At 67.1% G+C, this 26,360-nt stretch carries 28 protein-coding genes; 8 read left to right on the top strand and 20 right to left on the bottom strand.

The genetic code is table 11. The features are described from left to right. The first annotated feature begins 77 nt into the window (after positions 1 to 77). A complete protein-coding gene (locus HWX08_RS19885; protein ID WP_174921959.1) occupies positions 78 to 653 on the top strand; it encodes a polysaccharide deacetylase family protein in 576 nt (191 codons plus the stop codon). 11 nt (positions 654 to 664) lie between these two features. On the opposite strand, the gene HWX08_RS19880 is transcribed toward HWX08_RS19885, so the two are convergent. Continuing rightward, the gene (locus HWX08_RS19880) at positions 665 to 1,633 is read right to left on the bottom strand and encodes a phosphotransferase (RefSeq protein ID WP_244122742.1); all 969 of its coding nucleotides are present in this window, start codon (positions 1,631 to 1,633) and stop codon (positions 665 to 667) included. Positions 1,634 to 1,658: 25 nt separating this feature from the next. Between HWX08_RS19880 and HWX08_RS19875 the strand changes: the two genes are divergently transcribed. Next, positions 1,659 to 2,348 carry a cephalosporin hydroxylase family protein gene (locus tag HWX08_RS19875; RefSeq protein ID WP_174921961.1) on the top strand — a complete coding sequence of 230 codons (690 nt, stop codon included), beginning with the start codon at positions 1,659 to 1,661 and terminating at the stop codon, positions 2,346 to 2,348. Here the strand turns inward: HWX08_RS19875 and HWX08_RS19870 are convergent. The 6 genes from HWX08_RS19870 to HWX08_RS19845 all read right to left on the bottom strand — a co-directional run bounded on the left by HWX08_RS19870 (position 2,305) and on the right by HWX08_RS19845 (position 9,050). Further along, positions 2,305 to 3,510, bottom strand: a complete 1,206-nt coding sequence (locus HWX08_RS19870; protein ID WP_174921962.1) for a glycosyltransferase — start codon at positions 3,508 to 3,510, stop codon at positions 2,305 to 2,307. The two genes, HWX08_RS19875 and HWX08_RS19870, sit on opposite strands and share 44 nt — an antisense overlap. A gap of 7 nt (positions 3,511 to 3,517) precedes the next feature. Next, complete coding sequence (locus HWX08_RS19865; RefSeq protein WP_174921963.1) at positions 3,518 to 4,588, bottom strand: asparagine synthase-related protein; 1,071 nt, start codon at positions 4,586 to 4,588, stop codon at positions 3,518 to 3,520. Continuing rightward, positions 4,585 to 5,463: a 4Fe-4S cluster-binding domain-containing protein gene (locus HWX08_RS19860; RefSeq protein ID WP_174921964.1), complete on the bottom strand. Its 879-nt coding sequence runs from the start codon at positions 5,461 to 5,463 to the stop codon at positions 4,585 to 4,587. The genes HWX08_RS19865 and HWX08_RS19860 overlap by 4 nt, the downstream gene beginning before the upstream one ends. Before the next feature lies 1 nt (position 5,464). Then, the gene (locus HWX08_RS19855; protein WP_174921965.1) at positions 5,465 to 6,457 is read right to left on the bottom strand and encodes a phosphotransferase enzyme family protein; all 993 of its coding nucleotides are present in this window, start codon (positions 6,455 to 6,457) and stop codon (positions 5,465 to 5,467) included. Continuing rightward, positions 6,458 to 7,207 (bottom strand): FkbM family methyltransferase, encoded by a 750-nt coding sequence (locus HWX08_RS19850; protein ID WP_174921966.1) that lies wholly within the window; start codon positions 7,205 to 7,207, stop codon positions 6,458 to 6,460. A 250-nt stretch (positions 7,208 to 7,457) separates the two neighbouring features. Continuing rightward, a complete protein-coding gene (locus tag HWX08_RS19845; RefSeq protein WP_069256788.1) occupies positions 7,458 to 9,050 on the bottom strand; it encodes an ABC-F family ATPase in 1,593 nt (530 codons plus the stop codon). Between the two features lie 171 nt (positions 9,051 to 9,221). Here HWX08_RS19845 and HWX08_RS19840 point away from each other — a divergent pair, with 171 nt between their 5' ends. Continuing rightward, positions 9,222 to 9,674 carry a lipocalin-like domain-containing protein gene (locus HWX08_RS19840; protein ID WP_174921967.1) on the top strand — a complete coding sequence of 151 codons (453 nt, stop codon included), beginning with the start codon at positions 9,222 to 9,224 and terminating at the stop codon, positions 9,672 to 9,674. 6 nt (positions 9,675 to 9,680) lie between these two features. Here the strand turns inward: HWX08_RS19840 and HWX08_RS19835 are convergent, their stop codons facing one another. After that, positions 9,681 to 11,969 (bottom strand): AsmA family protein, encoded by a 2,289-nt coding sequence (locus tag HWX08_RS19835; RefSeq protein ID WP_174921968.1) that lies wholly within the window; start codon positions 11,967 to 11,969, stop codon positions 9,681 to 9,683. 152 nt (positions 11,970 to 12,121) lie between these two features. Between HWX08_RS19835 and HWX08_RS19830 the strand changes: the two genes are divergently transcribed. Then, positions 12,122 to 12,823, top strand: coding sequence for an ABC transporter ATP-binding protein (locus HWX08_RS19830; RefSeq protein WP_174921969.1), 702 nt, complete (start codon positions 12,122 to 12,124; stop codon positions 12,821 to 12,823). Further along, positions 12,820 to 13,623 (top strand): ABC transporter permease, encoded by an 804-nt coding sequence (locus tag HWX08_RS19825; protein ID WP_069256792.1) that lies wholly within the window; start codon positions 12,820 to 12,822, stop codon positions 13,621 to 13,623. Before HWX08_RS19830 ends, HWX08_RS19825 begins: the two co-directional genes overlap by 4 nt. A gap of 38 nt (positions 13,624 to 13,661) precedes the next feature. Here the strand turns inward: HWX08_RS19825 and HWX08_RS19820 are convergent, their stop codons facing one another. The 3 genes from HWX08_RS19820 to HWX08_RS19810 form a co-directional block, all read right to left on the bottom strand. Next, positions 13,662 to 13,823, bottom strand: coding sequence for a hypothetical protein (locus tag HWX08_RS19820; RefSeq protein WP_174921924.1), 162 nt, complete (start codon positions 13,821 to 13,823; stop codon positions 13,662 to 13,664). Between the two features lie 139 nt (positions 13,824 to 13,962). Continuing rightward, positions 13,963 to 14,514 (bottom strand): DUF6013 family protein, encoded by a 552-nt coding sequence (locus tag HWX08_RS19815; protein ID WP_069258018.1) that lies wholly within the window; start codon positions 14,512 to 14,514, stop codon positions 13,963 to 13,965. 159 nt (positions 14,515 to 14,673) lie between these two features. Beyond that, positions 14,674 to 15,690: a zinc-binding alcohol dehydrogenase family protein gene (locus HWX08_RS19810; RefSeq protein ID WP_107309727.1), complete on the bottom strand. Its 1,017-nt coding sequence runs from the start codon at positions 15,688 to 15,690 to the stop codon at positions 14,674 to 14,676. Positions 15,691 to 15,815: 125 nt separating this feature from the next. Here HWX08_RS19810 and HWX08_RS19805 point away from each other — a divergent pair, with 125 nt between their 5' ends. Further along, positions 15,816 to 16,757, top strand: a complete 942-nt coding sequence (locus tag HWX08_RS19805) for a LysR family transcriptional regulator (RefSeq protein WP_174921970.1) — start codon at positions 15,816 to 15,818, stop codon at positions 16,755 to 16,757. Between the two features lie 157 nt (positions 16,758 to 16,914). After that, a complete protein-coding gene (serB, locus tag HWX08_RS19800) occupies positions 16,915 to 17,760 on the top strand; it encodes a phosphoserine phosphatase SerB (RefSeq protein WP_069256795.1) in 846 nt (281 codons plus the stop codon). Positions 17,761 to 17,846: 86 nt separating this feature from the next. Here the strand turns inward: serB and HWX08_RS19795 are convergent, their stop codons facing one another. The 5 genes from HWX08_RS19795 to rimO form a co-directional block, all read right to left on the bottom strand. Beyond that, positions 17,847 to 19,028, bottom strand: coding sequence for a cystathionine beta-lyase (locus HWX08_RS19795; protein WP_174921971.1), 1,182 nt, complete (start codon positions 19,026 to 19,028; stop codon positions 17,847 to 17,849). A gap of 112 nt (positions 19,029 to 19,140) precedes the next feature. Then, the gene (locus HWX08_RS19790; RefSeq protein WP_107309724.1) at positions 19,141 to 19,683 is read right to left on the bottom strand and encodes a hypothetical protein; all 543 of its coding nucleotides are present in this window, start codon (positions 19,681 to 19,683) and stop codon (positions 19,141 to 19,143) included. A 64-nt stretch (positions 19,684 to 19,747) separates the two neighbouring features. After that, the gene (locus HWX08_RS19785) at positions 19,748 to 20,089 is read right to left on the bottom strand and encodes a hypothetical protein (protein ID WP_279610519.1); all 342 of its coding nucleotides are present in this window, start codon (positions 20,087 to 20,089) and stop codon (positions 19,748 to 19,750) included. A 42-nt stretch (positions 20,090 to 20,131) separates the two neighbouring features. Then, entirely contained in the window at positions 20,132 to 21,058 is a 927-nt protein-coding gene (locus HWX08_RS19780; protein WP_069256799.1) for a sugar kinase, read from the bottom strand. Between the two features lie 3 nt (positions 21,059 to 21,061). Continuing rightward, a complete protein-coding gene (gene rimO, locus HWX08_RS19775; protein ID WP_069256800.1) occupies positions 21,062 to 22,423 on the bottom strand; it encodes a 30S ribosomal protein S12 methylthiotransferase RimO in 1,362 nt (453 codons plus the stop codon). Between the two features lie 460 nt (positions 22,424 to 22,883). Between rimO and HWX08_RS19770 the strand changes: the two genes are divergently transcribed. After that, positions 22,884 to 23,138: a hypothetical protein gene (locus tag HWX08_RS19770; protein WP_069256801.1), complete on the top strand. Its 255-nt coding sequence runs from the start codon at positions 22,884 to 22,886 to the stop codon at positions 23,136 to 23,138. Positions 23,139 to 23,451: 313 nt separating this feature from the next. Here the strand turns inward: HWX08_RS19770 and HWX08_RS19765 are convergent, their stop codons facing one another. From HWX08_RS19765 to HWX08_RS19750, 4 genes are all read right to left on the bottom strand, one after another. Further along, the gene (locus HWX08_RS19765) at positions 23,452 to 24,282 is read right to left on the bottom strand and encodes a lysozyme inhibitor LprI family protein (RefSeq protein ID WP_236858153.1); all 831 of its coding nucleotides are present in this window, start codon (positions 24,280 to 24,282) and stop codon (positions 23,452 to 23,454) included. A 428-nt stretch (positions 24,283 to 24,710) separates the two neighbouring features. Further along, entirely contained in the window at positions 24,711 to 25,277 is a 567-nt protein-coding gene (gene phaR, locus HWX08_RS19760; RefSeq protein ID WP_006485265.1) for a polyhydroxyalkanoate synthesis repressor PhaR, read from the bottom strand. Between the two features lie 119 nt (positions 25,278 to 25,396). Further along, complete coding sequence (locus HWX08_RS19755; RefSeq protein WP_027784565.1) at positions 25,397 to 26,137, bottom strand: 3-ketoacyl-ACP reductase; 741 nt, start codon at positions 26,135 to 26,137, stop codon at positions 25,397 to 25,399. 120 nt (positions 26,138 to 26,257) lie between these two features. Further along, positions 26,258 to 26,360, bottom strand: a 103-nt coding sequence (locus HWX08_RS19750) for a hypothetical protein (protein WP_143138127.1), incomplete at its 5' end; no start/stop codon positions are given.

Genomic DNA, 26,360 nt, shown 5'->3' with positions numbered 1-26,360 from the left:
ACTGACGAGGCTCGCCCGGTCAGCCGTCGGATTGCGCTATCGTTCAGGTTCCACTCACACGGCGCGCCCTCCACGCGATGTCCATACGCCTCAGTTTCGACGACGGCCCGGGCCCGTCGACACCGCCCTTGCTCGACGTGCTGCACGCCGCGTCGTGCGAGGCGACCTTCTTCCTGCTCGGCCGGAACCTGGCGGGCGCGCTCGACGTCGCGGCGCGAATGGCGCGCGAAGGTCATCGGCTCGGCAATCACACCCATTCGCATGCAAGGCCGGGCGCGTTGCCGGACGACGCGCTGATCAACGAGATCGAGGCGACCGACGCGCTGATTCGCGAGGCCTATCGCCGGGCCGGCGTACCCGCACCGGCCGCGATCCCGCTGCGCCTTCCTTACGGACTGATGCCGCAGGACAATCGCGCCGGCGTGCTCGCGCGGCTGCGGCGCGAACACACGGGCTGGACCGCGATACTGGACGACTGGCAGCGCCCGGCGCCGTCGCCCCAGGCGCTGTGCGACACGATGCGCGCACATGTCGCCGACAGCGCGGCACAGCATCGCGACGTGCTGTTCTGCATGCACGATGGATCACGGCATGGAGAAGCGCGACCCAACACGGTCGAAGCCGTGCGCCTGTTCCTGAATCGCCGGGACTGACGCAGGGGGACCTACCAGCTTCCGGGCGTCGCACCGTCCAGCAACTGCCGCCAGCCACCGAGAAATCCGATGCCGGGCCCCGGCATCCACAGGCCGCGCTGGGCGGCTTCCAGATGAATCAGCGTCTGGTCCGCGCAGAACAGGGCCATCAGCGCAGCGCGGTTGTCGCGCATCCAGTCCGGCGCAGCATCGCGCCGCGTCGCCGCATAGGTCTGCAGGCCGACTTCCCATCGTTGCGTATCGAACACGAAGCGATCGTCCCTGCCCGCATCGCGGGACAGCGCGAACAGCGCAAAGGCCGCCTCGAGCCACTGCGCGCCCTGCCCGACATCGTCGAAATCGAGCACGCCGTTCACCGCGTGGCCCACGTACAGCAGGTTGCCCGCGTGATAGTCGCCGTGCAGCCAATGCACCGGCCCCGTCAGCCAGCGGGCCGCGGCGTCGAGATGCGCGCCGATCCGCCGGATCATCGTGTCGTAATGGCTGCTCAAGTCGGCCGGCAACGACGGCGTCGCGCGTGCCGAGACGCGCGCATGGCGCGCCGTCAGCCATGCCAGCGGCGCGGATTCGCTCGCGGGGATCGCCGCCAGCGACGCATGCAGATGCGCGAGTGCGCGCATCGCATCGATCGCGCCTGCCTGCGCATCGTCGGGCAAGCCGGGACTGCCGTCGATATGCTCGAACAGATGCAGCCAGCTTCCATCGGGCGCCTGCACACCGGATTGCACGTCCACGGTCGGCCGCAATCGCGGCAACGCAGGCAGCATCGGCGCCGTGCGCGAGCGGCCCAGATGGCCGAGTATCGCCGCCTCGCGATGCACCTGCTCGACCGGTTTGCCGGACCACGACACGCGCAGCACCGCGCGCGCCGCATCGCACTCGACGAGATACGTTTTGTTAGTATGGCCCGACGACAGCGCCTGCATGCGCGCCGGCCCGAGGTTCCAGTGCCGGTGAAGCCAGGATTCCAGCGTTTTCACACCACTCCTATTCGTTGCATTGACCATGTCAGAGCGTCCTTCGGCCCGCATGCGGGACATCAACATCGAATGGCTGACGCGCGCTGCCGAATTCGACCATCTGTTCCAGACGCGCTGGCTCGGCGAGCGCTTCTTCCATCTGCCCGGCGACATGCTCGCGCTCCAGGAACTGATCTGGCGCGCGCGCCCCGACTGCATCGTGCAGACCGGCATCGCGGCGGGCGGTGGTGTCGTGTTCTCCGCGTCGATGCTGGAACTGGCGGGCGAGCGCGGCCGCGTCGTCGCGATCGAACCGCGCCTGCGCGACGAGGTCAGGCAACGCCTGCAATCGCACCGGCTCGCCCATCGCATGGTGCTGATCGAAGGTGAATCGTGCGCGGCCGACACGCTCGCGTCGGTGCGCGCGCAGATCGGCGACGGCGCGCGCGTGATGGCAATCCTCGATCTCGCGCATACCCACTCACACGTGCTGCGCGAACTCGAATGCTATGCGCCACTCGTGACGCCCGGCAGCTACGCGATCGTGATGGACACCATCATGGAGTACTTGCCGGCATCGATGTTCGACGGCAAGCAGTACGGCAAAGGCAACAACCCGGCTACGGCCGTGCGCGAATTTCTCGCCCGCGACGACCGGTTCGAGGTCGACGAGGACATCGAGGACCGCGTGCTCATGACGCTGTCGCCAGGCGGCTTCCTGAAGCGAGTGCGCTGATCAGGCGCGCGGCCTGCGCCGAACCATCGCGCGCGTAGCTCGCACGGATTCTCGCCGCATGCTCGCGCAACGAACCGGGACGCAACAGGCGTTCGAGCGCATCGGTAATGTCCGTCACGCCGGCCTGCTGCAGATCCAGTACGCATCCGGCACCGGCCCGCTCGACGAAATGGGCCGAATGGAACTGGTCGTTGCAGAACGGCGACAGCAGCATCGGCACACCGCACGCGAGCGACTCCATCACCGAATTCGCGCCGCCGTGGCTGACGAACGCGTGCGTGCGCCGCAGCAGCGCCAGTTGCGGCACATAACGCACCGCGACGACGCGCTCGTCACCGGTCGGCAGCAGATCCGAATCGACCAGTTCGCCCACCGACAGCACCAGTTGCGCCGACGTCGCGCGCGTGGCTTCGATGACCTTCGCAAATACGTCGGGATGGTAGTAAAGCTGGCTGCCGAGCGACATGTAGACGAGCGGGCGATCCGCATCGAGGCGTTCCCACTGGAACGCCGTCTCGTCGCCGCGCGGGCCGGACGGCAGCGCGGGGCCGACCAGTTCGATACCTTGCGGCGGCGCACCGACCAGCGCGTCGGTCGTGAACGCGAGCGTCAGATGCGGCGACAGGATGTCGCAACCGCGAAAACGCGCGTCAAGGCCGTAGCGCGCGAACAGGCGCGTGCGTTCCGGTGCGAGCCAGCGTACCGTGCGCAGCAGCTCCGAATCGAGATCGTCCGGCAACACCGGATTCAGCGAATTGGACATCGAGACCCACGGCAGCCCTTCCAGCTCGGCCGCAATCGCCGCCGCATAGAGCAGCGGATCGATCACGACCACGTCCGGTTGCCATTCGCGCAGGACCGCGCGGATACCGTCGACCTGCGCGGGCGCGAGGTCGATCAGCAGCGTGCGGATCCAGTGCCGCAACCAGTCGGCGTCGCGAATGTTCGCGGCGAAGCTCGCGCCGCGCGACAGGTCGTGGCGTTCGGGCGTCTCGCGCGGCCCGACGAACGCGAAGCCGCCGGCGCCATCGAGCTGCGCGCTGATGTCGGCCGGCGCATAGAACGCGACGTCGCAGCCGGCGGCGCGCAGATGCTGCGCCGGGCCGATACACGGATTGACGTGCCCTTTTTCGGGCACCACGCAGAACAGGATGCGTTTCATGAACGGCTCAGGTTGGGCGATGCGCGGCATCGCGATGATCGAAGTGGTCGAGATGATCGAGGATCAGCATCAGCGTCGTCCACAGCACGCGTTCGGTATCCGCCTGCAGCGTGGGCGCGGCAAGACCGAGCGTGTCGGCCAGCGCGTACGCGCGGTCGCGATCGAGCAGTGCCGCGAGGTCCATCGCCGGGGCGAGCCGCCCGCGCTTGGGGCCGTGCACGAGACGCTCCGGCAGGTTCAGGCGCGCGCCCAGATCGCGCAGGCACTGCTTGTTCGGGTCGGGCGCGATGCTCGTCAGATGCGCGACGACCGCATCGTCGACAAACGGCGGATGCAGGTCGACCGCCGCCGCATCGAACAACGCATGGCACAGCGGCAGGTAGTTGGCCGACTGGTCGCGGCGCAACACCTGGTCCGCGCCGTCGCCGGTGATGGCCACCTCGACGCCGTCCGCGGCCATCGCCTCGGCCAGCAGCAGCTTGGCGACCGGATGCAGGTTGAACATCGGTTCCTCGACCGCATGCGTCGTTCGCGGCAGCGCGGCCACGAAGTCGGCCTCGTTCGCACGCACGAGCTTCACGTTCGCCTGCATCTGCTCGGCCAGCTCGAGCGCCGCGTCGAGTTCGCAGTAGTCCGGCATGTCGGTCGCGAGAATGTAGGACGTTACGTGCCGCTGCGTGCCGAGCTCGCGCAGCAACGCCAGCAGCAGCGCCGAATCGAGCCCGCCGCTCAGCGCCAGCGCCACCCGCTTGCCGCTGTCGAGCGCGCGCTGCAGCGATGCGCGCAGCACGGTTTCCAGATCGGCGCGCTGCGGCCGTTCGGGCGTCGGCTGCACCGTCAGCCCTTGCGGCGAACGGATCAGCGCATGGCCGGGCGGCACCGCGAGCACATCGCGCAGCACGGTGCGGTCGACCGGACGCTCGCCGCTCAGGTAACCGGCGATGGCGGCCGTGTCCGGCGCGCCGGCCGGCTGCCCCGACGCATGCAGTACGGCGCGGATGCCGGACGCCGACACGCCGGTGCGCGGATGGTAGTGCAGACGATCGAAACCGAACAGGTCGCGCGTGCCGACGATCATGGATAACGAGCCTTCAGGGTGTCCACTTCAATGCGTTTGAGGATGCGATGCGGCGCCACCGGCGCGCTGCCGCCCTGGCAATGCAGGCACGCTTCGAGCGGCGCCTCGCGTTGCAGATACGCGAGCATCGCATCGAGCATGTCCGCATCGTCGCGCAGCCGCAGGCCGTCCGCTTGAAAATCCTTCGCGCCGTTGTAGAGCGTATGGAAATGCGCGGGACGCGTGCACGTGTAGAACATGCCGTCGCGAATCATATGGCAGCGCTCCCGGATCCAGCAATCGTGATAAAGGCGCCGGGCGGCGTCGCGATCCGTGCCGGGCTGCGCACGGTTCATCGTCGTGAACACGTCCTGCACCTTCCAGTTCAGGCGCACGTCGAAGCGCGCCGCCTGACGCTCGACGTGCGCGACCAGGTCGGACGACAGCGCCGGTTTCGGGTAACGCGAGATCGTCAGCGCATCCACCGCCTGCCAGAACGCGTCGGACATCTCGCCAAGCTTCAGGCCGTTCGTCGTCACGGAGATCACCGGTGCGATGCCGGTGGCGCGCACGCGCTCGACGAGTTCGACGAGCGCCGGATGCAGCAGCGGTTCGCCGCCGACCAGCTTGAACATGCGCGGGCGCAGCACCTTCGCGGCGATGCGCAGATCGGTCTCGATCGATTCGGGGCGCGCGTACCACGCCGGCAGCAGCGGCGACAGCGAGCAGCATTCCGCGCAGGTCAGGTTGCAGTGATCGACGATGTGCGCTTCCAGCGAGCGCGTCAGCACGCGCCCGTCTTCGACGCGGTAATCGCGATCCAGCGGCGGCGGAAACACATGCTGCCGCTCGGCCGGCGGCGGCGGATTCGCAATCCGGTTCAGATTCGCATTCACGTCAGCGTCCTGCGTCCACACAACGGGAAAAGAAATCGACGAGACGCTCGCGCGCATCCACCATCGCGGACGCCATCGTCACCGCGCCGTTCAGATGCGATGCGAAACGCGACGGTTCGTCGAGCCAGCCTTGCACGATCCAGAGCTTCAGCGCGTGCTGCACGCACGCGGCATCGACCGCCCATGCAATGCGCGCCGGGTCCACGGGCCGGGCCCGCCGATACGCGCGCACGAACGCTTGCGCGAGGTGCGGCGCCTCCAGCGGCAGATGGTTCAGGCACCGCACCAGTTCGTATTCGCGCGGCGCGCCGATCGACGCTTCCCAGTCGACGATCAGCGGCGGCAGCGCGCCCGTGAACAGATAGTTGAACTGGTTGTAATCATTGTGGATCGGGTGCTGCGGATCGTCGGCGGGAAACGCGTCGATGCTGCCCGGATAGTAGCGCTCGAGCAGGCGCAGCGCGAGATCGACATAGCGGCGCAGGCTGTCGGCGCCGTCGTGCGAGCGCACGCGATCCAGCGCGTCGAGCAGGCTGCGGCGTACCGCGTCCGCGTCGATCGCCGCCAGCCGTGCGTGGATCGTGTCGATCTGCGGCAGATGAAGCCGTTCGAGACTCGTGTGCAACGCGCCGAGACTCGTGCCCAGCGCCGCCCATTCGGCCGGCGAAAACGTGTCGTAGGTTCTGAACCGCCCGGTTTCCCAGCGCGTCAGCATCGCGTGTTCGTTCGCTCCCGTCCACAGCGGTGCGCCGTCTGCCGTGCGTTTCAGTGTCTGCACATGGAAGCGTGCATCGCCGTGCGTCTCGAAGTGCGCGAGCACGGCAGCTTCCTTCGCCGCTCGCGCGCGATGTTCGGACGCGTAAAGCTTGACCGCTACGCCGCCGTCGTCGGTCGGCAGGTGCCACACGCGTTCGCCGACCTGGCGCGGCGGCCCGCTGCGGCGCAGCGCATAGGCATCGCGGATCTCGTCGAAGGTCGCGGCGAGCGAGTCCATTCAGATAGCCTCGGCCGGCCCGTAGCGATACGGATGGCCGCTCAGGAACGTGTTGTGACCGACGTAGCGCACCTTGTACATCGCCGGGCGGAACAGCACCGAAGTAGCGTTGTTCGCGATGCCGAGCAGCGGATACAGATCCTGCCGCACGAAGAACGCGTTGTTGCCCATGTCGTCGCAGCAGACGAGTTCATAACCCTTCTGCCGGCCGAGGTGAACGAGCGATTCGAGGCTCGCGCCGTAATAGGTCGACCCGTCCCATTCGTGGTCTGGATTGAAGCACATGACCCAGCGCTCGGGCGGCGTGTAGTACGGGTTGTATTCGATCACGACGATGCGCGGCTGAAACGCCTGCAGGCCGCGCCACACCCAGTAGTCGTTGCCGTCGATGTCGATCGACAGCAGGTCGAAGTCGGGTGGCGTGCCCGCATCGGCGAGCAACGTGTCGATCGTGTCGGGCTGAACGCGGTCGTGGTGCAATCGAACGCGGCTCGCGCCGGCGTAATGCGCGGCCAGCTTGCCGAAACGGTACGCACTGCCTTCCACCAACACGCCGGACCATTCCCGTTCACGCAACAGGCGCGCCGTGTTGCTGTTGCGCAGGCCGTCGCTCGCGCCGACATCGACGCAGAAGCGGTGGATCGGCGCGATCCGCTCCATCAGGCGCGACAGGATGCCCTCCTCGGTGCCCTGCGCGTACAGGCTTGGCGCAAGGCCGGACAGGTCGAGCGGCAAAGGACGGTCCTGCATCGAGGGGCGGCTCCGGGTCGGAATTGAGGGAGGTATCCGGAGCGTAATTTACCCGAAGTCGGTCGATGCGAGGAAACGGGAATGCGCGATGCAGCCGGGCTTCGTCCGCGCGGGAATGCGTGGAAATGAAAAAGCCCGCCTCGACTACGCTGTCGATGCGGGCCCGAGAGATTCCGGCTCGCGGCTTCGGTCTATGCGCGCAGGCTTCGTATTGCGAAGCCGCGGCACATGAAAGGAAGCGTCAGGACACTTACTCCTGCCCCTGACTCGTCAGGAACTCCTCATAATTCCCGCCGAAGTCGAACAGCGTGCCGTCCGTGCGCACTTCGATGATCCGGTTCGCCAGCCCGCTCACGAACTCACGGTCGTGCGACACGAAAATCAGCGTGCCTTCGAACTGCTCGAGCGCGATCTGCAGCGACTCGATCGATTCCATGTCCATGTGGTTGGTCGGCTCGTCCATCAGCAGCACGTTATGGCGGCCAAGCATCAGCTTGCCCCAGATCATGCGGCCCTTCTCGCCGCCCGACAGCACCTTCACCGACTTCTTGATGTCGTCCGACGAGAACAGCAGGCGGCCCAGCGTGCCGCGCACCATCGTTTCGTCGTCGCCGTCCTTGCGGTACTGGTCGATCCAGTCCATCAGCGTGATGTCGTCCGGGAACTCCTCGTACGTGTCCTGCGGCATGTAGCCGACATTCGCGTTCTCGGACCACTTCACCGTGCCGTGGTCGAGCGCGAGCGCGCCGAGCAACGAGCGCAGCAGCGTCGTCTTGCCCGCGCCGTTCTCGCCGATGATCGCGATGCGCTCGCCCGGCTGCACCGACAGGTTGAAGTTCTGGAAGATCGTGCGTTCGTACTTCTTCGTGATCTCTTCCGCCACCACCGCGACGTTGTGCAGCTTCTTCTCGAACTCGAAGCGGATGAACGGGTTCTGGCGCGACGACGGCTTGAATTCCTCGATCTTGATCTTGTCGATCTGCTTGGCACGGCTGGTCGCCTGGCGCGCCTTCGACTTGTTCGCCGAGAAGCGGCGCACGAAGTCCTGCAGTTCGGCCACGCGCTCCTTCGCCCGTGCGTTCGCCGCGGCCTGGCGCTCGCGCGCCTGGGCCGACGCGAGCATGTAGTCGTCGTAGTTGCCCGGCCAGACCTTCAGCGTGCCGAAGTCCATGTCGGCCATGTGCGTGCACACCGAGTTCAGGAAGTGACGATCGTGCGAGATGATGATCATCGTCGAGTTGTACTCGTTGAGCGTGTGCTCGAGCCAACGGATCGAGTTGATGTCGAGGTTGTTGGTCGGTTCGTCGAGCAGCAGCACGTCCGGCTTCGAGAACAGCGCCTGCGCGAGCAGCACGCGCAGCTTCCAGCCCGGCGCGACGTCGCTCATCGTGCCGTTGTGGAATTTTTCCTCGATGCCGATGCCGAGCAGCAACGCGCCCGCGCGCGCCTCGGCGTCGTAGCCGCCGTATTCGGCGAACTTGCCTTCGAGCTCGGCCGCGTGCATGTAGTCGTCGTCGGTGGCTTCCGGGTTCGCGTAGATCGCGTCGCGCTCGGTCATCGCGGCCCACATCTCGGTGTGGCCCATCATCACGACGTCGAGCACGCGCACGTCTTCGTATGCGAACTGGTCCTGGCGCAGCTTGCCGAGACGGACGTTCGGTTCCAGCGCGACGTTGCCGGCGCTCGGCTCGAGGTCGCCGCCGAGGATCTTCATGAACGTCGACTTGCCGCAGCCGTTCGCGCCGATCAGACCATAGCGGTTGCCCTCGCCGAATTTGACCGAGATATTCTCGAACAAGGGCTTCGGCCCGAATTGCATCGTGATGTTGGCAGTAGAAAGCACGGCAGGTCCCGTTAAGAGAGAAATCGACGGAAAACCGTGTATTTTAGCAGGAGTCGGAGAAACTGCCGACCGTACCGCCCCGGGCGGCCTATTCCGGCCCATCCGACCCTGCCGCCGGCGGCCCGCCAATACGGCGGCACACGCGCTGCCGCCGCCCTACCGGAATCCCGCATGCTTGCCAGCCAGCTTCGAGAACAACTCGTCGGCGCATGGCGCCTCGTGTCCTACGAAATCCGCCCGCGCGACGGCAGCGCGGTCGTCCATCCGCTCGGCCGCGACGTGCGCGGCTGGATCCTCTATACGCCGGACGGCTACATGTCCGCCCAGCTGATGGCACCCGGCCGGCCGCCCTATGCCGACGGCGACCTGCAGGGCGGCACCACCGACGAGCGCGCGGCCGCCGCCGGCGGCTACATCGCCTATTCCGGCCCCTTTCAGGTGGCCGACGACGGCACGCTGACCCACGAAATGGACATCAGCCTGTTCCCGAACTGGGTCGGCAACGTGCAGCAGCGCGCCGTCAGGCTCGACGGCAACCGCCTGCAGCTCGGCACCGCCGCGCCGGTGAGGATCGACGGTCGCGACGTCGACGCCGTGCTGCTCTGGGTGCGCGCGGCCCGCTGACGCGCGTCACTTGCCGGCCTTCGCGGCAGCCTTCTGCGCGGCCTTCGCGTTCATCTGCCCGAACAGCTCCGAACACGGCACGTCACGGTTGTTGCTCGGCGCGATCAGCGGAATCAGCGCCGCGAACGGGTTGATCAACCCGAGCCCGACCATCGCGCCGGCGCGCAGCGCGAGCGCGCCCGCGTCGACGCCGACCTTCGGGTTCTTGAAGGTGCCCTTCGCGTACAGCGGCGAGCGCAGCGAGAAGATCCGGAAGCCCTTCGTATGCGGATGGATCTTCAGGTCGATTGATTCGTCGCGCAGGTTGATCGGGCCGTCGACGTTGATCAGCGCGTCGTCCGTATCGAGCGCGAACACCTTCGGGTCGAGCATCCCGTTGGTCGCGACGAAGTCGATCGCCGCGCAATTGATGTTCACGTCGCGGTTGCCGAACAGCTTCTCGTAGACGACGTTCGCGACGTTCAGCCCCGCCGCTTCCATCAGCAGGCGGCTGATGCGGCCGTTCGTGACGAGCGCCTTCACTTCGCCGGTCGACGTCGCGGCCAGCGCGGCCGGAGAATTGCCCGTCGCCGACAGCGACGCGTCGCCGTTGATTTCACCGAGCGCCGACTGCATGACCTGCTGCGTCGGGAACAGCTGCTTGAGCTTCAGATGCCGCGCGGCCACGGTGAAGCGCCCCTTCAGCGGCGTGCCGCTGCCGTCGAGATGCGCGGTCGTCGCCAGCGTGCCGCCCGCGACGCCGAACTGCAGCGGCTCGAGCGTCAGCACGCCGTCCTGCATCAGAATGTGCGTGTACAGATTGGTGATCGGCAGGTTCGCGCTCTTGACGAGCTTGCGGCCGGTGAACTTCACGTCCGCGTCGATCGCGCGCCAGCGGTCGGTCCGGAACGTCTCGACCGGCAGCACCCGGTCCGGCGGCTGACGCGTCGTGTCGCCGCGCTTGGCCTTGCTCGCGGCCGTATCCGCGCCGATCACCGGCGCGAGGTCGGAGAACTGCAGCAGGTTCGACACGAGTTCGCCCGACAGCTTCGGCCGCGGCTCGCGCTGCGCATAGACGAGCGTCCCGCCGAGATCGCTGCCGCCGACGCGACCGTTGAAGTTCTCGTAGCGGAACGTGCTCGCGTGCGGCTTGAAGTTGCCGATCAGCCGCCCTTCGGTCGCGTAAGGCGGCGTATCGGGCAGCGTGATGCCGGTGAGCTGGTAGAGATGCGACATCGACGTGCCCTGCAGCCACAGCCGCAGATCGATCGCCGCGAGATGCATCGGGTCGGTCAGCGTACCGACGATCGCGAGCCGCGTGTCGCCCGCCTTCACGTCGGCCTGCAGCGGGAACGGCCGCGACGTGTCCTCGATCGCGAGCACGCCGCCGACCTTGCCGGTCCCGCTGATCGGCACGTTCTTGTAGCGGCCGTCGACCTTCAGCCCGAACGCATAGGTCGGGCCGGCCGGCTTCGCGGGTGTCGCGGCGCCGCTTGCGCCGGACGCGGCGGCAGCCGATGCGGAGGAAGCGGACGACGACGACGAAGCCGACACGACGGCCGACGCAGCCGACGCCCCGGCGGCCCCCGACGCCCCGCTCGCAGCCTGCGCGCCGGAAGCGCCCGACGCGGCCTGCGCATTCGCCTTCGCGCTCAACTGCGCGGCGCCATGCTTGCCGACGCGTTGCGCCGATGCCGCGCGTGACGTCTGCTCCTGTTCCTTCAGCACGTCGCCGAGCGGAATCGGCTGCCCGAGCGTATCGATCGCGACGGTCAGGTCGGCCTTCGTGATCGCGTCGCGATACGTGACGGTGCCCTTCGCGAAGCCGAAGCTGTCGAGCCGCACTTTCCACGGCGACGGCTGCGACGATTGCTTGAACTGGAAGGTCCACGTGTTGCGGCCGTCGGCCAGCCGCTCGAGATCGACGGCCGGATTCACGACGTCGATCGACGGGATCACGATTTCATGCGCGAGCAGCGGCAGGATCGCGAGATCGAAGTGCGCGGCATCGAGCGTGACGAACTTGGGCGCCTTCGCCCAGTCGGGGTTGCCGATCTCGAGCTGCGTGGCCGAAAAACTCGGCCAGGGCACCCATGCCCGCCAGCCGGTTTCGCCGTCGGGGCGACGCCAGCCGACCTTCAGGTCGCCGTTGATCGCGAACGGGCGGCCGAGTGCGGCACTGACCTGTTCGTTGACCCACGGCTTCGCTCGATTCCAGTCGAAGACGTAGAGAAAGATGCCGGCCGCCGCGATGAGCACCGCGACGATTCCGGCGATCCATGCAGCCGATTTGCCGATGGCTCGGGTTAGCGTCATGGCGGTTCCGTTGTTGTTCTGAAATGTTGCCGCGCGATGTCGGGCCGCTTGTGTGGACGAACGGCGCACGACACTCGCAGCTTTTCAATCGGTATTATGACGCACGCCAACTCGACGCTTCGGCGCCATTAACGCTTTTTTTCACTTTTGACATGACTGCCCCCACCGGTCTCATCGATGCGCAGCGCATCACGCGGCGCGACGCCAGTAGCGGCAAGACGTTGCTGGCACCGACCGATTTCAGCCTCGCAGCGGGATCGCGAATTGCTATCACCGGTCCGTCCGGGTCGGGCAAGAGCGTCCTGCTGCGCGCGCTCGCGCTGCTCGATCCGCTCGATGGCGGCCAGATCCTGTGGCGTGGCCAGCGGATCCGGCGCAACGCGATTCCGCGTTACCGGCGCAGCGTCGCGTACGTGCGCCAGCGCCCCGCGCAGATGGACGGCACCGTCGAAGCGCAACTGCGCTATCCGTACGCGCTCGCGATCTATCGCGATGCGACGTTCGATCGCGCACGCGCCGAAGCGCTCGCCGCGCAGGCGGGCCGCGGCCCCGACTTTCTCGACAAGCGCGCGAGCGACCTGTCGGGCGGCGAAGCGCAGATCGCCGCGCTGCTGCGCGTGCTGCAGCTCGACCCCGACGTCCTGCTGCTCGACGAGCCGACGTCCGCGCTCGATCCGGAATCGGCGCGCGCGATCGAGACGCTGGTCGGCGCATGGTTCGACGCGGCGCCCGACGCGCGCGCCTACATGTGGATCTCGCACGATCCGGCCCAGGCCGCCCGCATCGGCACGATGCGGCTCGTGATGCAGGCCGGGGTGATGCACGTCGCCAACCCGACGGAGACGACGCAATGAGCCCGGCGCTGCAGGACCTGAGTCTCGTCGACGTCGGCATTGCCGCCGCGCTCGTCGCGGTCAACGGCGCGATCTCGATGGCGCTGTCGCTCGGCCTCGGCCGCAAGCTCGCACTCGCGGCGGTGCGCACCGTCGTGCAGCTGCTCGCGATCGGCTACGTGCTCGGCTGGGTGTTCGGGCATCCTCACTGGTACGTCGTGCTGCCCCTCACCGCGCTGATGACGCTGATCGCCGGGTTCGCCGGCGCGGGGCGCGCCAGGCGCACGTATCGCGGCCAGCGCATCGACAGCATCGTGTCGATCTGGTTCAGCAGCTGGTTCGTCGCGGCGGTCGGCCTGTTCGTCGTGATCCGCATCCATCCGTGGTACGCGCCGCAATACGCGATCCCGATCCTCGGGATGATTCTCGGCAATACGCTCACCGGTGTGTCGCTCGGTGTCGAGCGGATGATGGAAGAACTCACCGCACGCCGCGATCGCGTCGAAACGGCGCTCGCGCTCGGCGCGACGCGCTGGGAAGCCGCGCAGGACGCCGCGCGCCAGGCCGTGCGCGCCGGCATGCTGCCGACGCTGAACCAGATGGCCGTCGTCGGCGTCGTGAGCCTGCCGGGGATGATGACGGGCCAGGTGCTGGCCGGCCAGTCGCCGCTGCAAGCCGTGCGGTACCAGATCGTGATCATGTTCCTGATCGCCGCGGCCTCCGCGCTCGGGACCGTCGGTGCGGTGCTGATGACCTATCGCCGGCTGTTCTCGGCCGATCACCGCTTTCTCGCGGCGCGGCTGGAAGAACGCGCGCACTGACCTGCGGCGCCGCGCGCTTCGCTCGCGCGGTTCGCCGGTCAGCGCGCGCCGACACGCTTGCCGATCGTCTGCCGCAGCACGGCTGCGATATCCGCGTCCGGCGCGAGCCCGTCGACCGACGCCGACGCACAGCACCGCACCGCGCGCATTCGGCATTTGATGGAGAGGTCGTGACAGGAAGGGATGATGCGGGCGAACATCGCGTGACGCATCCATGACGTCCCGCGATGCTGCCGTACGTTGCCGCAACACGACAAGGCCACGCAGATCGCCGTCAAGCACCGTGACGGCGACACGAAACGGTCACGTGCCGCCGGGCCGACCCGCGCGTCGCGCCACTCAGCGCTTGATCGACACCGTCACCTTCGTGCCGTCGCTCATCGTGACGGTCTTCGAACCGCCGTTGGTCGGAATCGACACCCACTTCACCTGGCTCACCGCCACGACGTCCGGGCACTGCAGCGACTTGCCGCCGGCCGTCACGTTGCGCGTGCCCTTCGGCGCGGCCGCCTGGAAGCTCATCTGCACGTTGGCGATGCCCTTCGCGTCGATCGACGGCGCGAGCCGCACCTGGGTCTGGCGCACCATCGCGCCGTTCGCGTCGCGCGGCAGGCTGTCCGTGTTCGGGCAGCCGTCCGGCATCGCGACCGCACCGCTCGGCGGCACCGATTTCCAGTTGAAGTCGTCCGTTTCGCCCGAGCGGATCTTGCGGGTCTCCTGCGTATTGCCGAAGGTCTTCGAGTCGACCTTGACCGTGTATTCGAGCTGTCCGGTACCGCCTCCCTTCAGGCTGCCCTTGACCGGCGGCGCCGCGAATACGCTCGCGCTGACGCACGCCGCCGCGAACACGACCGACCACGATGCGGCGACTGACAAGCTGCGTTGGCTCATGCTGACCTCCTTGGTATGCGGCGGCACGCGCGTGCCGCGCGGTTTTCGATGCATGATGCGCTGCCAGTCTACCGCCAAGCGGGATGCAGTGCGCCGCAAACGCATCGGGTGTTACCCCGCTTGCGTTCGCGGCGCCGCAACCTTACACGCGCCGGCCGCTCAGAAGCCGCTCAGCACGAGCTTGCCGATCGCGCGCCCGGCCTCGAGCAACTGGTGTGCACGACGAACGTTCGCCGCATTGATCGTGCCGAGCTGTTCGCCGACGGTCGTGCGCAGCGTACCGCCGTCGACGAGCCGCGCGACTTCGCCGAGGATCCGGTGCTGCTCGATCATGTCCGGCGTCTCGAACATCGCACGCGTGAACATGAATTCCCAGTGAAACGCGGCGCTTTTCGCCTTCAGCAGTTCGACGGGCACCGGCCTGTCGTTCTCGACGATCGTGCAAATGCCGCCCTGCGGCCGGATTACCTCCGCGGCGGCGGGGAAATGACGATCCGTGTCGTTGAAGATCAGCACGTAGTCGACCTCCGGATACCCGGCCTCACGCAATTGCGCGGGCAGGTCGCCGAAATGGTCGACCACCGTATCGGCGCCCAGCCCACGCACCCATTCGGCCGATGCCGGCCGCGACGCGGTCGCGATCACGTGCAGCTTGCCGAGCGTCTTCGCGAGCTGGATCGCGATCGAGCCCACGCCGCCCGCGCCGCCGATGATCAGCACCGACTTGCCAGCGTCCGCGCCCTGAGGCGACACGCGCAGCCGGTCGAACAGCGCCTCCCATGCGGTCAGCGCGGTGAGCGGCAGCGCGGCGGCGGCGGCGAAGTCGAGCGTGCGCGGCTTCAGTGCGGCGATCCGCTCGTCGACCGCATGGAATTCGCTGTTCGCGCCCGGCCGCGTGATGCTGCCCGCGTAGAACACTTCGTCGCCGGGCCGGAACAGCGTGACGTCGGCGCCGACCGCGACCACCGTGCCGGCCGCATCCCAGCCGAGCACGCGCGGCGTCGCCTCGACTTGCGGCTTCGGCGCGCGCACCTTCGTGTCCACCGGATTCACGGAAATCGCCTCGACCTTCACGAGCAGGTCGCGCGGGCCCGGAACGGGCTGCGGCAGCTCCACGTCGAGCAGGGCTTGCGGGTCGTCGATCGGCAGATAACGGGTGAGTCCAACGGCTTTCATCTCGATACTCCTTTCAGGAAATCCGGGCGGGCCGCGGCGCAGCCCCCATGAACGTCATCGTAGGCAACCCGATCATTCGAGAAAACCGCTATATTTCCTGAAACATTTTCGGGATTTTCAGAATAATGGCCTCCGATCCGATTCCGGCCCCCGACAAGCCGCTCGACCTGCTCGACGTCGCGCTGTTCGTCCGTGCGGCGCTGCTCGCGAACGTCAGCGCGGCCGGGCGCGAATTCGGCGTGTCGGCCGCGGTCGCGAGCGCGCGCATCGCGCAGCTCGAGCGCCAGCTCGGCGCGCGGCTGCTGCATCGCACCACGCGCCGCATCAGTCTCACGCAGGACGGCGAAGTCTTCATGACGCACGCCGACACGCTGCTGTCGGCCGCCGACGCCGCGCGCGCGTCGGTCGGACACGGCCGCACCGAGCCGTACGGACGGCTGAAGGTGTCGATGTCGTCGTCGTTCGGCCGCCAGCACGTCGCGCCGGTCATTCCCGCGTTCCTGCGCCGCTATCCGTCCGTGTCGCTCGACCTGCGGCTGTCGGACGAGATCGTCGACCTCGTCGACGACGGTTACGACGTCGCGATCCGCCTCGGCATGCTGAAGGATTCGACGCTCGTCGCGCGCAAGCTCGCCGCGAACCGCCGCGTGCTGTGCTGCTCGCCCGCGTATCTCGCCGAGCACGGCACGCCGCGACATCCGGCCGAGCTCGCGCAGCACGAATGCGTGATCCTCGGCGACCAGCGCGACTGGTCGTTCGCGACGCCGCAAGGGCCGCTCACCGTGCGGGTCGGCGGCCGGCTCGTCGCAAGCAACGGCGAGGCGATCCGCGAAGCGCTCGTCGACGGCTTCGGGATCGCGATCAAGTCGACCTGGGACGTCGGCCCGCTGCTCGCGAGCGGCACGCTCGTCACGGTGCTCGACGACTATCCGTTCGCGGAAGACATCGCAATCTGGGCCGTCTACCCGAGCCGCGCGCACGTCCCGCTGAAGACGCTCGCGTTCATCGCGTTCCTGGCCGAGCATTTCGGCGATCCGCCGTACTGGGATCGCGCGGCCGGGCGCTGACCGCCGCGCCGTGCAAGGTTTCGCTCCCCACCGCCGTGCGCGGTCAACCGGCTACAATGGTGCGTTCGCCATGCAAGCGCCCGACGCCGGGGCCCGCATCGGCAGGCGGCCGCTCATCAGCCGCGCAGGCTTTTCATTCGCTTCCTACCACTCCGTCATGACCCACAACCTCGTCATCCAGAGCCTTTCGCCGCTGTCGGACGCCCATCACAAACCGCTGCTCGCGCTGTCGCGCGGCGCCCGCATCGTGCAGACCGACGATCACGCGCTGCGTATCGAGGACGCGAACCCCGCGCAGCGCCTCGACATCGATGCGTATTGCGGCACGCATGCGCTCGACTTCGCGTTCGTCGAGGCCGGCCTCACGCTCGGCGATTTCGGGCTTGCCGTGATGGACATGGATTCGACGCTGATCACGATCGAATGCATCGACGAGATCGCCGATTTCTGCGGCCTGAAAACGCAGGTTGCCGAGATCACCGAAGCGTCGATGCGCGGCGAGATCCGCGACTTCAACGAAAGCCTCACGCGCCGCGTCGCGCTGCTGGCCGGGCTCGACGCGCACGCGCTCGAACGCGTGTACGAGGAACGGCTGCAACTGACGCCGGGCGCCGAGAAGATGCTCGCCGGCGTGAAGGCCGCCGGCATGAAGACGCTGCTCGTGTCGGGCGGCTTCACGTTCTTCACCGAGCGGCTGAAAGCGCGCCTCGGCCTCGACTACGCGCATGCGAACACGCTCGAGATCGTCGACGGCAAGCTGACCGGCAAGGTGCTCGGCGAAATCGTCAACGCCGACGTGAAGGCGCGCCTGCTGCGCGACACATGCGCGTCGCTCGGCCTCGAGCCGAGCCGCGCGATCGCGATGGGCGACGGATCGAACGACTTGAAGATGATGGCCGAAGCCGGCTTGTCGATCGCGTACCACGCGAAGCCCGTCGTGCGCGCGGCGGCAACGGTCGCGTTCGATCACGTCGGCCTCGACGGGCTGCTGCGGCTGTTCTGATTCCCCGGCGCATCAAATAAAAACGCCGGCGCGAGGATGCATCGCGCCGGCGTTTCGTTTTTCCGGAAGACGTTATCGGCGCGCGATCACCCCAGTGCGGCCTGCATCGCGCGCTCAATGTCCGCGCGCAGGTCGGATTCGTCTTCGAGACCGACATAGAAACGCACCAGCGTGCCGCGATGCGGCCAGTCCGGACGCATCGACGCGACGTCGTAAGGCATCGCGAGGCTGCACGCGCCGCCCCAGCTCCAGCCGATCGCGAACAGTTCGAGCGACTCGACGAAACGGTCGACCTGCTCCGCGCTGTAGCGCGCGTCGAACACCACCGAAAACAGGCCGCCCGCGCCGGTGAAATCGCGCACGAACGACGCGTGCCCCGGGCAATCCGCGATCTGCGGGTGCAGTACCGCCGCGATCTCCGGCCGCCCCTTCAGCCACTGTGCGAGCGCGAGCGCACTCCTGCTGTGCGCATCGAAGCGCACCTGCATGCTCGGCAAGCTGCGCATCACGAGCGAGCAATCGTCGACCGACACTCCGATGCCGCTGCGCATCCGCGCAAGCTTCAGCTTCGCATGCAGTTCCGCGTTCGGGGTGATCGTCGCGCCCATCAGCAAGTCGCTCCCGCCCGACTGGTATTTGGTCAGCGCCTGCACCGAGATGTCGACGCCGTGTTCGAACGGCTTGAACGCGAGCCCCGCCGAAAAGGTGTTGTCGATCGCGGTGACGACGCCGCGCGCCTTCGCGGCCGCGGTGATCGCCTGGACGTCGGGCACTTCCATCGTCACCGAGCCGGGCGCCTCGATCCAGATCAGCCGCGTGTCCGGCTGGATCAGGTCGGCGATGCCGGCCCCGATCAGCGGATCGTAGAAGCGCACGGTAATGCCGAAATCCTTCGCGAGCCAGTTGCCGAAATCGGCATTCGGGCCGTACACGTTGTGCGGAATCAGCACGTCGTCGCCGGCTTTCACGATGCCGAAGTAGACGTTCGCGATGGCCGCGAGACCCGACGGCTGCAGCAGCGCATGCGTGCCGCCCTCGATCTCGGCGAGCCGCTGCGCGAGCGCGAGCGACGTCGGCGTCGCGTGCAGCCCGTAGCGCCACTGGTTGTCGTTGTGCCAGACGAGCGCGCGCATCGTCGCGAGATCGGGGAACACGACCGTCGACGCGCGCGCGACCGGCGGCACGAACGAACGGAAGCCTTCCGGGATTGCGTCGTCGGGTTGCACGATGCGGGTTTGCAGCGCGCGCTTGGAAGTGGATTCAGTCATGACGGGAAGCCGGGCACGAGGCCGTTCGAGTGCGGAACAGATTGCTAGATTAGCCAAAATCGGCGCAATTGGCCCGGTACAATGCGCGCCGCGCATACCGAGCCAGCGCGGGTCAGTCGTCGGTGCGCAGATTGACGACGCCACCCACCGTTTCGATTTCCTGCACGCGGCCGTCGCGCACCTGCAGCGCCGCGCGCTTGCCCGGTGCGAGCCGCAGCACGACCGGCTGCGGATCCGATTCGTCCGAATTCATCCGGTCGGCCTTCAGGTCGCCCGTCGCGTCGAAGCGGCCGATCCACACGCCCGTGATGTTCGTGCCGTCGTTCGATTCCTCGATTTCGAGCGTGTCGCCATCGCGATCGCCCGCGAGCAGCACGACTTCGCCCGTATCGGCGAACTGGTATTCGCCGTGCACGCCTTCCTCGTCCGTCTTCGGGCCGAGATGCACGACGATCGGCCGGTCGCCGAGCGTGCCTTCGTAGCGCGGCAAGCGGGCGAACTCGGGATTCGGCTTCAGCGGCCGCGCCGGAGCCGGTTCATCCTGCTGCACGCCCGGCGCGACGGCCTGCGCCGCGACCGCGCCCGGCATCGCCATGCCCGCCGCCAGCGCGCCCGCGACGACGAGCGCCCGTTGCCATTGCGAATATCGACCCACCGTGTGTTGCTCCTTGCTTCAGATTCGCTCGAAAATCGCGGGCGATGCCCTGCCCGCTGCCGAGTCACGTCATCACGAGCGCATGTCGACCGCCAATGTGCTGCAACTCGTACAGCGCCATGCCGGTGATCAGCGCGCCCGTCGCCCCGATCGGGTGGCCGAGAAAAATGCCGGCCCCGTTCGGATTCACCCTTGCCGGGCCGAGAGACCCGGCGCCTGCGTCACCGCACACGCGTCGCGCGGCGAACGCTTCGTTTGCGTCGATCATGTCGAGATCGGCGACCGTCAGCCTCGCGCGCGAGTACCTTTGTGCGTCGCGGGCACGGGGCCGATTCCCATGCAGGCCCGATCGACGCCCGTGCGCATACGCGACGACGTGTGCGAGCGGTCGGCTGTGCGCTCGCATCAATCGCCCATGCGATGCCGTGGCCGGCATGCGCGTCCCGCATCAGCCTTGCATCAGGCGCTCCACCGCATCGCGGTGCGGAATCGGCGCGACCGCGCCGTAGCCCGTCGTCGACAGTGCCGCCGCCGCGTTCGCATAGCGCGCCGCCGCGAACGGATCGTCGCCCGCGACGATCCGCGCGACGAACGCGCCGCCGAAGCAGTCGCCCGCGCCCGTCGCGTCGACGGCCTCGACCGCGAAGCCCGGCACGACGCGCCGCTCGTCCGGGGTCGCCACGTACGCGCCTTCCTTGCCGAGCTTCAGCGCGACGATCCGCGGCCCGTGTTCGAGCATCGCATCGACGATCGCGTCGCGATCGTTCGCGCCGGTGAGCGCCGTCACGTCGTCCCAGCTGGGCAGGCAGATATCCGTCTGGCGCAGCGCTTCGCGCATCACCGCGCGGGCGCGCGGCAGCGGCCACAGCTTCAGCCTCAGATTCGTGTCGAAGCTGACCTTCGCGCCGTTGCGGCGCGCATGGTCGATCGCCGCGAACGCGGCGTCGCACGCGGCCGTGCTGATCGCGAGGCTGATGCCCGACAGGTGCACGGCCTTCGCGGCGGCCAGCGCATCGAGCGGCAGATCGCCCACGGCATAGCGGCTCGCCGCCGAGCCCGCGCGCAGATAGTCGAACTGGTGACCTTCGGCGCCGTGCGTGACGAAATACACGCCGGTCGGCGCCGTGCGGTCGATCCGCACGTACGACGTGTCGACGTGTTCCGCGTGCCACATGTCGGCCAGCAGCCGGCCGAACGGATCGTCGCCGATCGCCGACACGAAGCCCGTGGATGCGCCCTGGCGCGCCGCGGCGATGCAGAAGTTCGACGTGTCGCCGCCGAAGCCCTGCAGGAATTCGGGACGCCCCGGCTGCGACTGGTTGAATTCGATCATCGCCTCGCCGAGCGCGAGGATCTCCGGCAATGCGGCGGCCATCGCTTACACCTCGCCCCACAGGTCGTGACCGTCGGCGCCCGTGACCTTCACGGACACGAAATCGCCGACCTTGTAGCGCTTCGAAGCCTTCGCGGCCGGCTCGACATAGACGACGCCATCGATCTCCGGCGCATCGGCCGCCGTCCGGCCGATGCCGCCTTCTTCGCCGACCTCGTCGATCAGCACCTTGAGCGTCTTGCCGACCTTGCGCTGCAGACGCTTCGCCGACACTTCCTCGGCCACTTCCATGAAGCGTGCGCGACGCGCTTCACGGACGTCGTCCGGCAGCGCGCCATCAAGTTCGTTCGCGGTCGCGCCTTCGACCGGCGAGTAGGCAAAGCAGCCGACGCGATCGAGTTCCGCCTCGCGGATGAAATCGAGCAGCGTTTCGAACTGCGCTTCCGTCTCGCCGGGAAAACCTGCGATGAACGTGCTGCGGATCGTCAGGTCCGGGCAGATCTCGCGCCATTTCTGCACGCGTTCGAGCACCTTCTCGGCGTTCGCCGGACGCTTCATGCGCTTCAACACGTCCGGATGCGCGTGCTGGAACGGCACGTCGAGATACGGCAGCACGTGCCCCTTGAACGGGCCTTCGGCCATCAGCGGAATCACTTCGTCGACGCTCGGATACGGATACACGTAGTGCAGACGCACCCATGCGCCGTACTGCGCGGCGAGTTCGCCCAGCGCGGCGACCAGGTCGGTCATGCGCGTCTTGATCGGCTTGCCGTTCCAGAAGCCCGTGCGGTACTTCACGTCGACGCCGTACGCGCTCGTGTCCTGCGAGATCACGAGCAGTTCCTTCACGCCCGACTTGAACAGGTTCTCGGCTTCGAGCATCACTTCGGCGACCGGGCGCGACACGAGGTCGCCGCGCATCGACGGGATGATGCAGAACGTGCAGCGGTGATTGCAGCCTTCGGAGATCTTCAGGTATGCGTAGTGACGCGGCGTGAGCTTGATGCCGGCCGCGGGCACGAGATCGGTGAACGGGTCGTGCGGCTTCGGCAGGTGCGAATGCACGGCCTGCATCACTTCGCCCACCGCGTGCGGACCGGTGACGGCGAGCACCTTCGGATGGACTTCCTCGATCAGATTCGAGCCGCTGGCGCTCGACTTGGCGCCGAGGCAGCCGGTGACGATCACCTTGCCGTTCTCGGTCAACGCTTCACCGATCGCGTCGAGGCTTTCCTGGACCGCTTCGTCGATGAAGCCGCAGGTGTTCACGACGACGAGGTCGGCGCCGTCGTACGTGCCGGAGATTTCATAACCTTCAGCGCGCAGTTGCGTGATGATCTGTTCGGAGTCGACGAGCGCCTTCGGGCACCCGAGGGATACGAACCCTACTTTGGGGGATTGGGACATCTGGAATGTGGGGGCGTGGCAGCAAAAGCGTGAGTTTACAGCGATTTAGGGGCGGCGAGCCAAAATGAGCGACGTGCAGAGGTGGTGAGGCCCAATCGAATGGGCTCGCGGATGCAGGTCGAGCTCGAAATGGCGTCCGATGCGTCCCTTTCACTTCGGATCGACGATCGTCGGCTCGATTCCGGCACCGTGCCCCACGGCACTCGCGGTTTCCTGCACGGAATCCGGGCAGCGTGTTGCCGCGTGCATGCGACCCCTCTTTCGTCAGCGGTTCGATAACGGATTGGAATGATGTCCGGAGGTGCCGCCTAGCCTCACCGCGGCGACGGTTGGCGAGGATTGCGGCGCCCAATCCGGCTCCCGGCATGGGCCCTGGCTGCAATGAAAATCGCCCGAACCCGGTCGGCCGCTATGCGAAAATCGAACCCGCTACCTTTCCAATCGACCCAACGGGGTTCGCATGACCACCCACATCACGATCGAATTCACCGAGCACGCGGCGGAAGCCATCGGCGAGCAGACCAGCACCAGCTTTTCGTATGACCAGGGCGCGCACGTGCCGCAACCGGGCGACTTCGTCGAACTCGAAAATTCGCGCCAGACGTTTTTCGTGATCGGCCGCGTGTTTTCGCTCAAGGCCAACTACAGCGCGGTCAAGCTCGTGCTCGACCTTCCTCCGCCGGACGGCGAGCAGGATTTCGATCCGGCGCACTGAAGGACGACGACAAGACGACGACACGCGTTACCCCCAGGATCGCGCTCGCCGCCCTGCGCCCGGGCAGGGGCGCCAGGATCACACCGGGGCGCGACAACACCCGCGGCACGTTGCTCAGCGATCAATGCGGCGGCCTGCGCGTCCGTCTCCACCCACACGAGCGCTCCGCGCATCGTCACCGGCAACGGACCGAATTCACGCTCCAGCACCCGGCATCGAAGCAGTCGCTTGATCGATATCCGCCCCGCATGACGCCCGGGCTCGAGAAACAAAAAAGCCCGCCATGGCGGGCCGTGCTCGTGCGCGGGATTCTTCACCGCATGTCCGGAAACACCGGCGCCGTCAGGCACCGATCGAACCATACCGCATCGTCGCCATCGCCAATCGGCCACATTTCCGCATCGAGTTGCGGCAACCCGGCGACCGGCGCCGACGCGCGATTGTCGTCGCCGGACACCCCCGCACGCATCCACGCCGAGTGCGTCCCGCCGTTGTCGCACGCGCTCGCGCGCGCCTGCGCCTCGCAGAACGCGACGGGTCGCACCTTCCCGCCGTCGGCCGCGCTCACCGACCGATACTGATAGACCGCACCGGTCGCCCAGTCCTCGCTCTGGCTGCAAACCCGCGCGCGATGCTGCACATGCACCGCGCCGAAACAGGCATAGGAAACGTGCGCGCCACGCGCATCGTCGGGAATGAAATCGCAGTTCGCATCGAAACCGGTGAGCGGGCCGCCCGTGTATTTCGCGAGCCACTGGCGCTCGGCCTGTGCACGCGCGATCAATCCTTTAGCCGATCGATCGGCCAGCACCGCGGTACGCCGATCGATTGCGTTGCGCACTTCGTCGACAGCCAGCGGGCGGCCTTCGTAATCGGCATCGAGACGGTTGTTGCGCGCGTCGATCCAGCGGCGCTGGCTACGCACCAGCATGTCGCGGATGGCCGCGTCCGGCGCGGCCTTCAGCACACCCGCATAGGCCGAATTCATGCGCGCGTCGGCCGCACGCAGTACCGGGCTCGCGCAGATGCGCTTCTCGATCGGCTGCACGGCTTTCGCGCAATCCATCGCAAAGGCCGGCACCGCCACGCCCGCGCCCATCACGAACATCGACGCAAGACCCGCCAGCCCGCGGGCCCATGCCATTCGAATCCCTCGCATGCTCTCTCTCAATCGGTTTTTTCTTGTTCATGCCGCGTCGATGCGGCATCGCCTGTCACGGCCCGTGATGCCGGGCACCGGTATCGCCTTTCGCCGAACGCAGCAATCACGCATCGCCATGCAGCGCCGCATAGGATACGCGTGCCCGCACGCATGCACGCCACCAGGCGTGATGCGCGCCGGGTTCATTTACAGGTGACTGGATCTCGATCGACCGGACAACGGTCATGCCCGCCCGAACCCGGCGCGGGCACTCGGTACCGACGGTCATGAGCGACCATCGGCGAGGTGATCAGACAGGCAGCGACCACCATCGTCGCGCCCGAATGCACGATCGGCCGGCCCGTACCGCGTTGCTTCGCGGCACCGACGCCCGACGGGTCGCCCGTCGCGGTCGGCCTGCCGCGAAACCGTTACTTCTTCTCCGGCTCCGACGCGCCCGGCTGCTTGAACGGGAACGTGCTGAACATCGACTTCGCCTGGTTCTGCATCTGCTCCTGCATCTGCACGAACATGTTCTTCGACTGCTCGATGTAGCTGGTCATCATCCCCTGCATCATCGGCGCCTGCATGTTCATGAACTGTGACCAGACTTCCGGATTCATCGCATTGCCTTCATACAGGTTCTTCGACTGATCCGCGAGCTTGTTCTGGATGTCGATGAACGCCTGGATGTTCTTCTCCAGGTACGTGCCCATCATGCCCTGCATCGCATGGCCGTAGAAACGGATGATCTGCGACAGCATCGACGACGAGAACATCGGCACGCCGCCGCTTTCCTCTTCGAGGATGATCTGCAGGAGGATGCTGCGCGTCAGGTCTTCGTTGGACTTCGCATCGACGACCTTGAAGTCCTCCTGCTCCAGCACGAGCTGCTTCACGTCGGTCAGCGTAATGTACGTGCTTGTCTCGGTATCGTAGAGCCGGCGGTTCGGGTACTTCTTGATGAGCCGTTCGGCCGTCTTCTTTGTAGTAGTCATGTAACGCCTTTGAGTGCAGCGTAGCGCAATTGACGAATCCCCGCCGCCCGAATCCGGGAGGCGGGGGCCTTCGGAAAACGCCCGGCTGCGCGGCCACCCGGGCCGCGCAGCGCGGACGCTCAGCCCATGTGCAGGCCGCCGTTCAGCGAGAAGTCGGCGCCCGTCGCGAAGCCGGAATCGTTCGACGCGAGCCACGCGACGATCGAACCGATTTCCTCCGGACCGCCGAGACGCCGCACCGGAATCGTCGCGACGATCTTCTCGAGCACGTCCGGGCGAATCGCCTTCACCATGTCGGTGCCGATGTAGCCCGGCGACACCGTGTTGACCGTCACGCCCTTCGTCGCGACTTCCTGGGCGAGCGACATCGTGAAGCCGTGAATGCCGGCCTTCGCGGTCGAGTAGTTGGTCTGGCCGAATTGCCCCTTCTGGCCGTTCACCGACGAGATGTTGATGATGCGGCCCCAGCCGCGTTCGACCATGCCGTCGATCACCTGCTTCGTCACGTTGAACAGGCTCGTCAGGTTGGTGTCGATCACGGCCGTCCAGTCTTCATGCGTCATCTTGCGGAACACGACGTCGCGCGTGATGCCCGCGTTGTTGACCAGCACGTCGATCTCGCCGACTTCGGCCTTGACCTTGTCGAATGCTTCCTTGGTCGAGTCCCAGTCGCCGACGTTGCCTTCCGACGCGATGAAGTCGTAGCCGAGCGCCTTCTGCTCCTCGAGCCACTTCACGCGGCGCGGCGAGTTCGGGCCGCAACCCGCGACGACCTTGAAGCCGTCCTTCGACAGACGCTGGCAGATGCTGGTGCCGATGCCGCCCATCCCGCCCGTTACGTACGCAATTCGCTGAGACATAAATCTCACTCCATTTTTTGGTTTCGAGAGCTGCCGAGGCCCCCTCTGACTTCACGTGACGCCGGCCGAAACCGCAACCGGCCGGCGCACGAATTCGATTCGGCGGTGACGAACGGCCGGTTACGGACGCTCGACCGCGAGCGCGACACCCATCCCGCCGCCGATGCACAGCGACGCCAGCCCGCGCTTCGCATCGCGCTTGACCATCTCGTGCAGCAGCGTC

Source organism: Burkholderia metallica, assembly GCF_902832845.1.
GTDB lineage: Bacteria > Pseudomonadota > Gammaproteobacteria > Burkholderiales > Burkholderiaceae > Burkholderia > Burkholderia metallica.
The sequence above is the reverse complement of the archived record's forward strand: the minus strand, read 5'-3'. Positions and strand labels throughout refer to the sequence as shown.

What these genes read in the sequence shown, in the direction of transcription:
- HWX08_RS19780 (WP_069256799.1), bottom strand. Translation starts at nt 21,058, where the DNA reads ATGGCCGCCGCATTGCCGGAGATCCTCGCGCTCGGCGAGGCGATGATC.
- HWX08_RS19855 (WP_174921965.1), bottom strand. Translation starts at nt 6,457, where the DNA reads ATGGACTCGCTCGCCGCGACCTTCGACGAGATCCGCGATGCCTATGCG.
- rimO (WP_069256800.1), bottom strand. Translation starts at nt 22,423, where the DNA reads ATGTCCCAATCCCCCAAAGTAGGGTTCGTATCCCTCGGGTGCCCGAAG.
- HWX08_RS19785 (WP_279610519.1), bottom strand. Translation starts at nt 20,089, where the DNA reads ATGCGAGCGCACAGCCGACCGCTCGCACACGTCGTCGCGTATGCGCAC.
- serB (WP_069256795.1), top strand. Translation starts at nt 16,915, where the DNA reads ATGACCCACAACCTCGTCATCCAGAGCCTTTCGCCGCTGTCGGACGCC.
- HWX08_RS19825 (WP_069256792.1), top strand. Translation starts at nt 12,820, where the DNA reads ATGAGCCCGGCGCTGCAGGACCTGAGTCTCGTCGACGTCGGCATTGCC.
- HWX08_RS19830 (WP_174921969.1), top strand. Translation starts at nt 12,122, where the DNA reads ATGACTGCCCCCACCGGTCTCATCGATGCGCAGCGCATCACGCGGCGC.
- HWX08_RS19805 (WP_174921970.1), top strand. Translation starts at nt 15,816, where the DNA reads ATGGCCTCCGATCCGATTCCGGCCCCCGACAAGCCGCTCGACCTGCTC.
- HWX08_RS19850 (WP_174921966.1), bottom strand. Translation starts at nt 7,207, where the DNA reads ATGCAGGACCGTCCTTTGCCGCTCGACCTGTCCGGCCTTGCGCCAAGC.
- HWX08_RS19840 (WP_174921967.1), top strand. Translation starts at nt 9,222, where the DNA reads ATGCTTGCCAGCCAGCTTCGAGAACAACTCGTCGGCGCATGGCGCCTC.
- HWX08_RS19810 (WP_107309727.1), bottom strand. Translation starts at nt 15,690, where the DNA reads ATGAAAGCCGTTGGACTCACCCGTTATCTGCCGATCGACGACCCGCAA.
- HWX08_RS19755 (WP_027784565.1), bottom strand. Translation starts at nt 26,137, where the DNA reads ATGTCTCAGCGAATTGCGTACGTAACGGGCGGGATGGGCGGCATCGGC.
- HWX08_RS19885 (WP_174921959.1), top strand. Translation starts at nt 78, where the DNA reads ATGTCCATACGCCTCAGTTTCGACGACGGCCCGGGCCCGTCGACACCG.
- HWX08_RS19820 (WP_174921924.1), bottom strand. Translation starts at nt 13,823, where the DNA reads ATGTTCGCCCGCATCATCCCTTCCTGTCACGACCTCTCCATCAAATGC.
- HWX08_RS19875 (WP_174921961.1), top strand. Translation starts at nt 1,659, where the DNA reads ATGTCAGAGCGTCCTTCGGCCCGCATGCGGGACATCAACATCGAATGG.
- HWX08_RS19765 (WP_236858153.1), bottom strand. Translation starts at nt 24,282, where the DNA reads ATGGCATGGGCCCGCGGGCTGGCGGGTCTTGCGTCGATGTTCGTGATG.
- HWX08_RS19815 (WP_069258018.1), bottom strand. Translation starts at nt 14,514, where the DNA reads ATGAGCCAACGCAGCTTGTCAGTCGCCGCATCGTGGTCGGTCGTGTTC.
- HWX08_RS19865 (WP_174921963.1), bottom strand. Translation starts at nt 4,588, where the DNA reads ATGATCGTCGGCACGCGCGACCTGTTCGGTTTCGATCGTCTGCACTAC.
- HWX08_RS19870 (WP_174921962.1), bottom strand. Translation starts at nt 3,510, where the DNA reads ATGAAACGCATCCTGTTCTGCGTGGTGCCCGAAAAAGGGCACGTCAAT.
- HWX08_RS19770 (WP_069256801.1), top strand. Translation starts at nt 22,884, where the DNA reads ATGACCACCCACATCACGATCGAATTCACCGAGCACGCGGCGGAAGCC.
- phaR (WP_006485265.1), bottom strand. Translation starts at nt 25,277, where the DNA reads ATGACTACTACAAAGAAGACGGCCGAACGGCTCATCAAGAAGTACCCG.
- HWX08_RS19835 (WP_174921968.1), bottom strand. Translation starts at nt 11,969, where the DNA reads ATGACGCTAACCCGAGCCATCGGCAAATCGGCTGCATGGATCGCCGGA.
- HWX08_RS19795 (WP_174921971.1), bottom strand. Translation starts at nt 19,028, where the DNA reads ATGACTGAATCCACTTCCAAGCGCGCGCTGCAAACCCGCATCGTGCAA.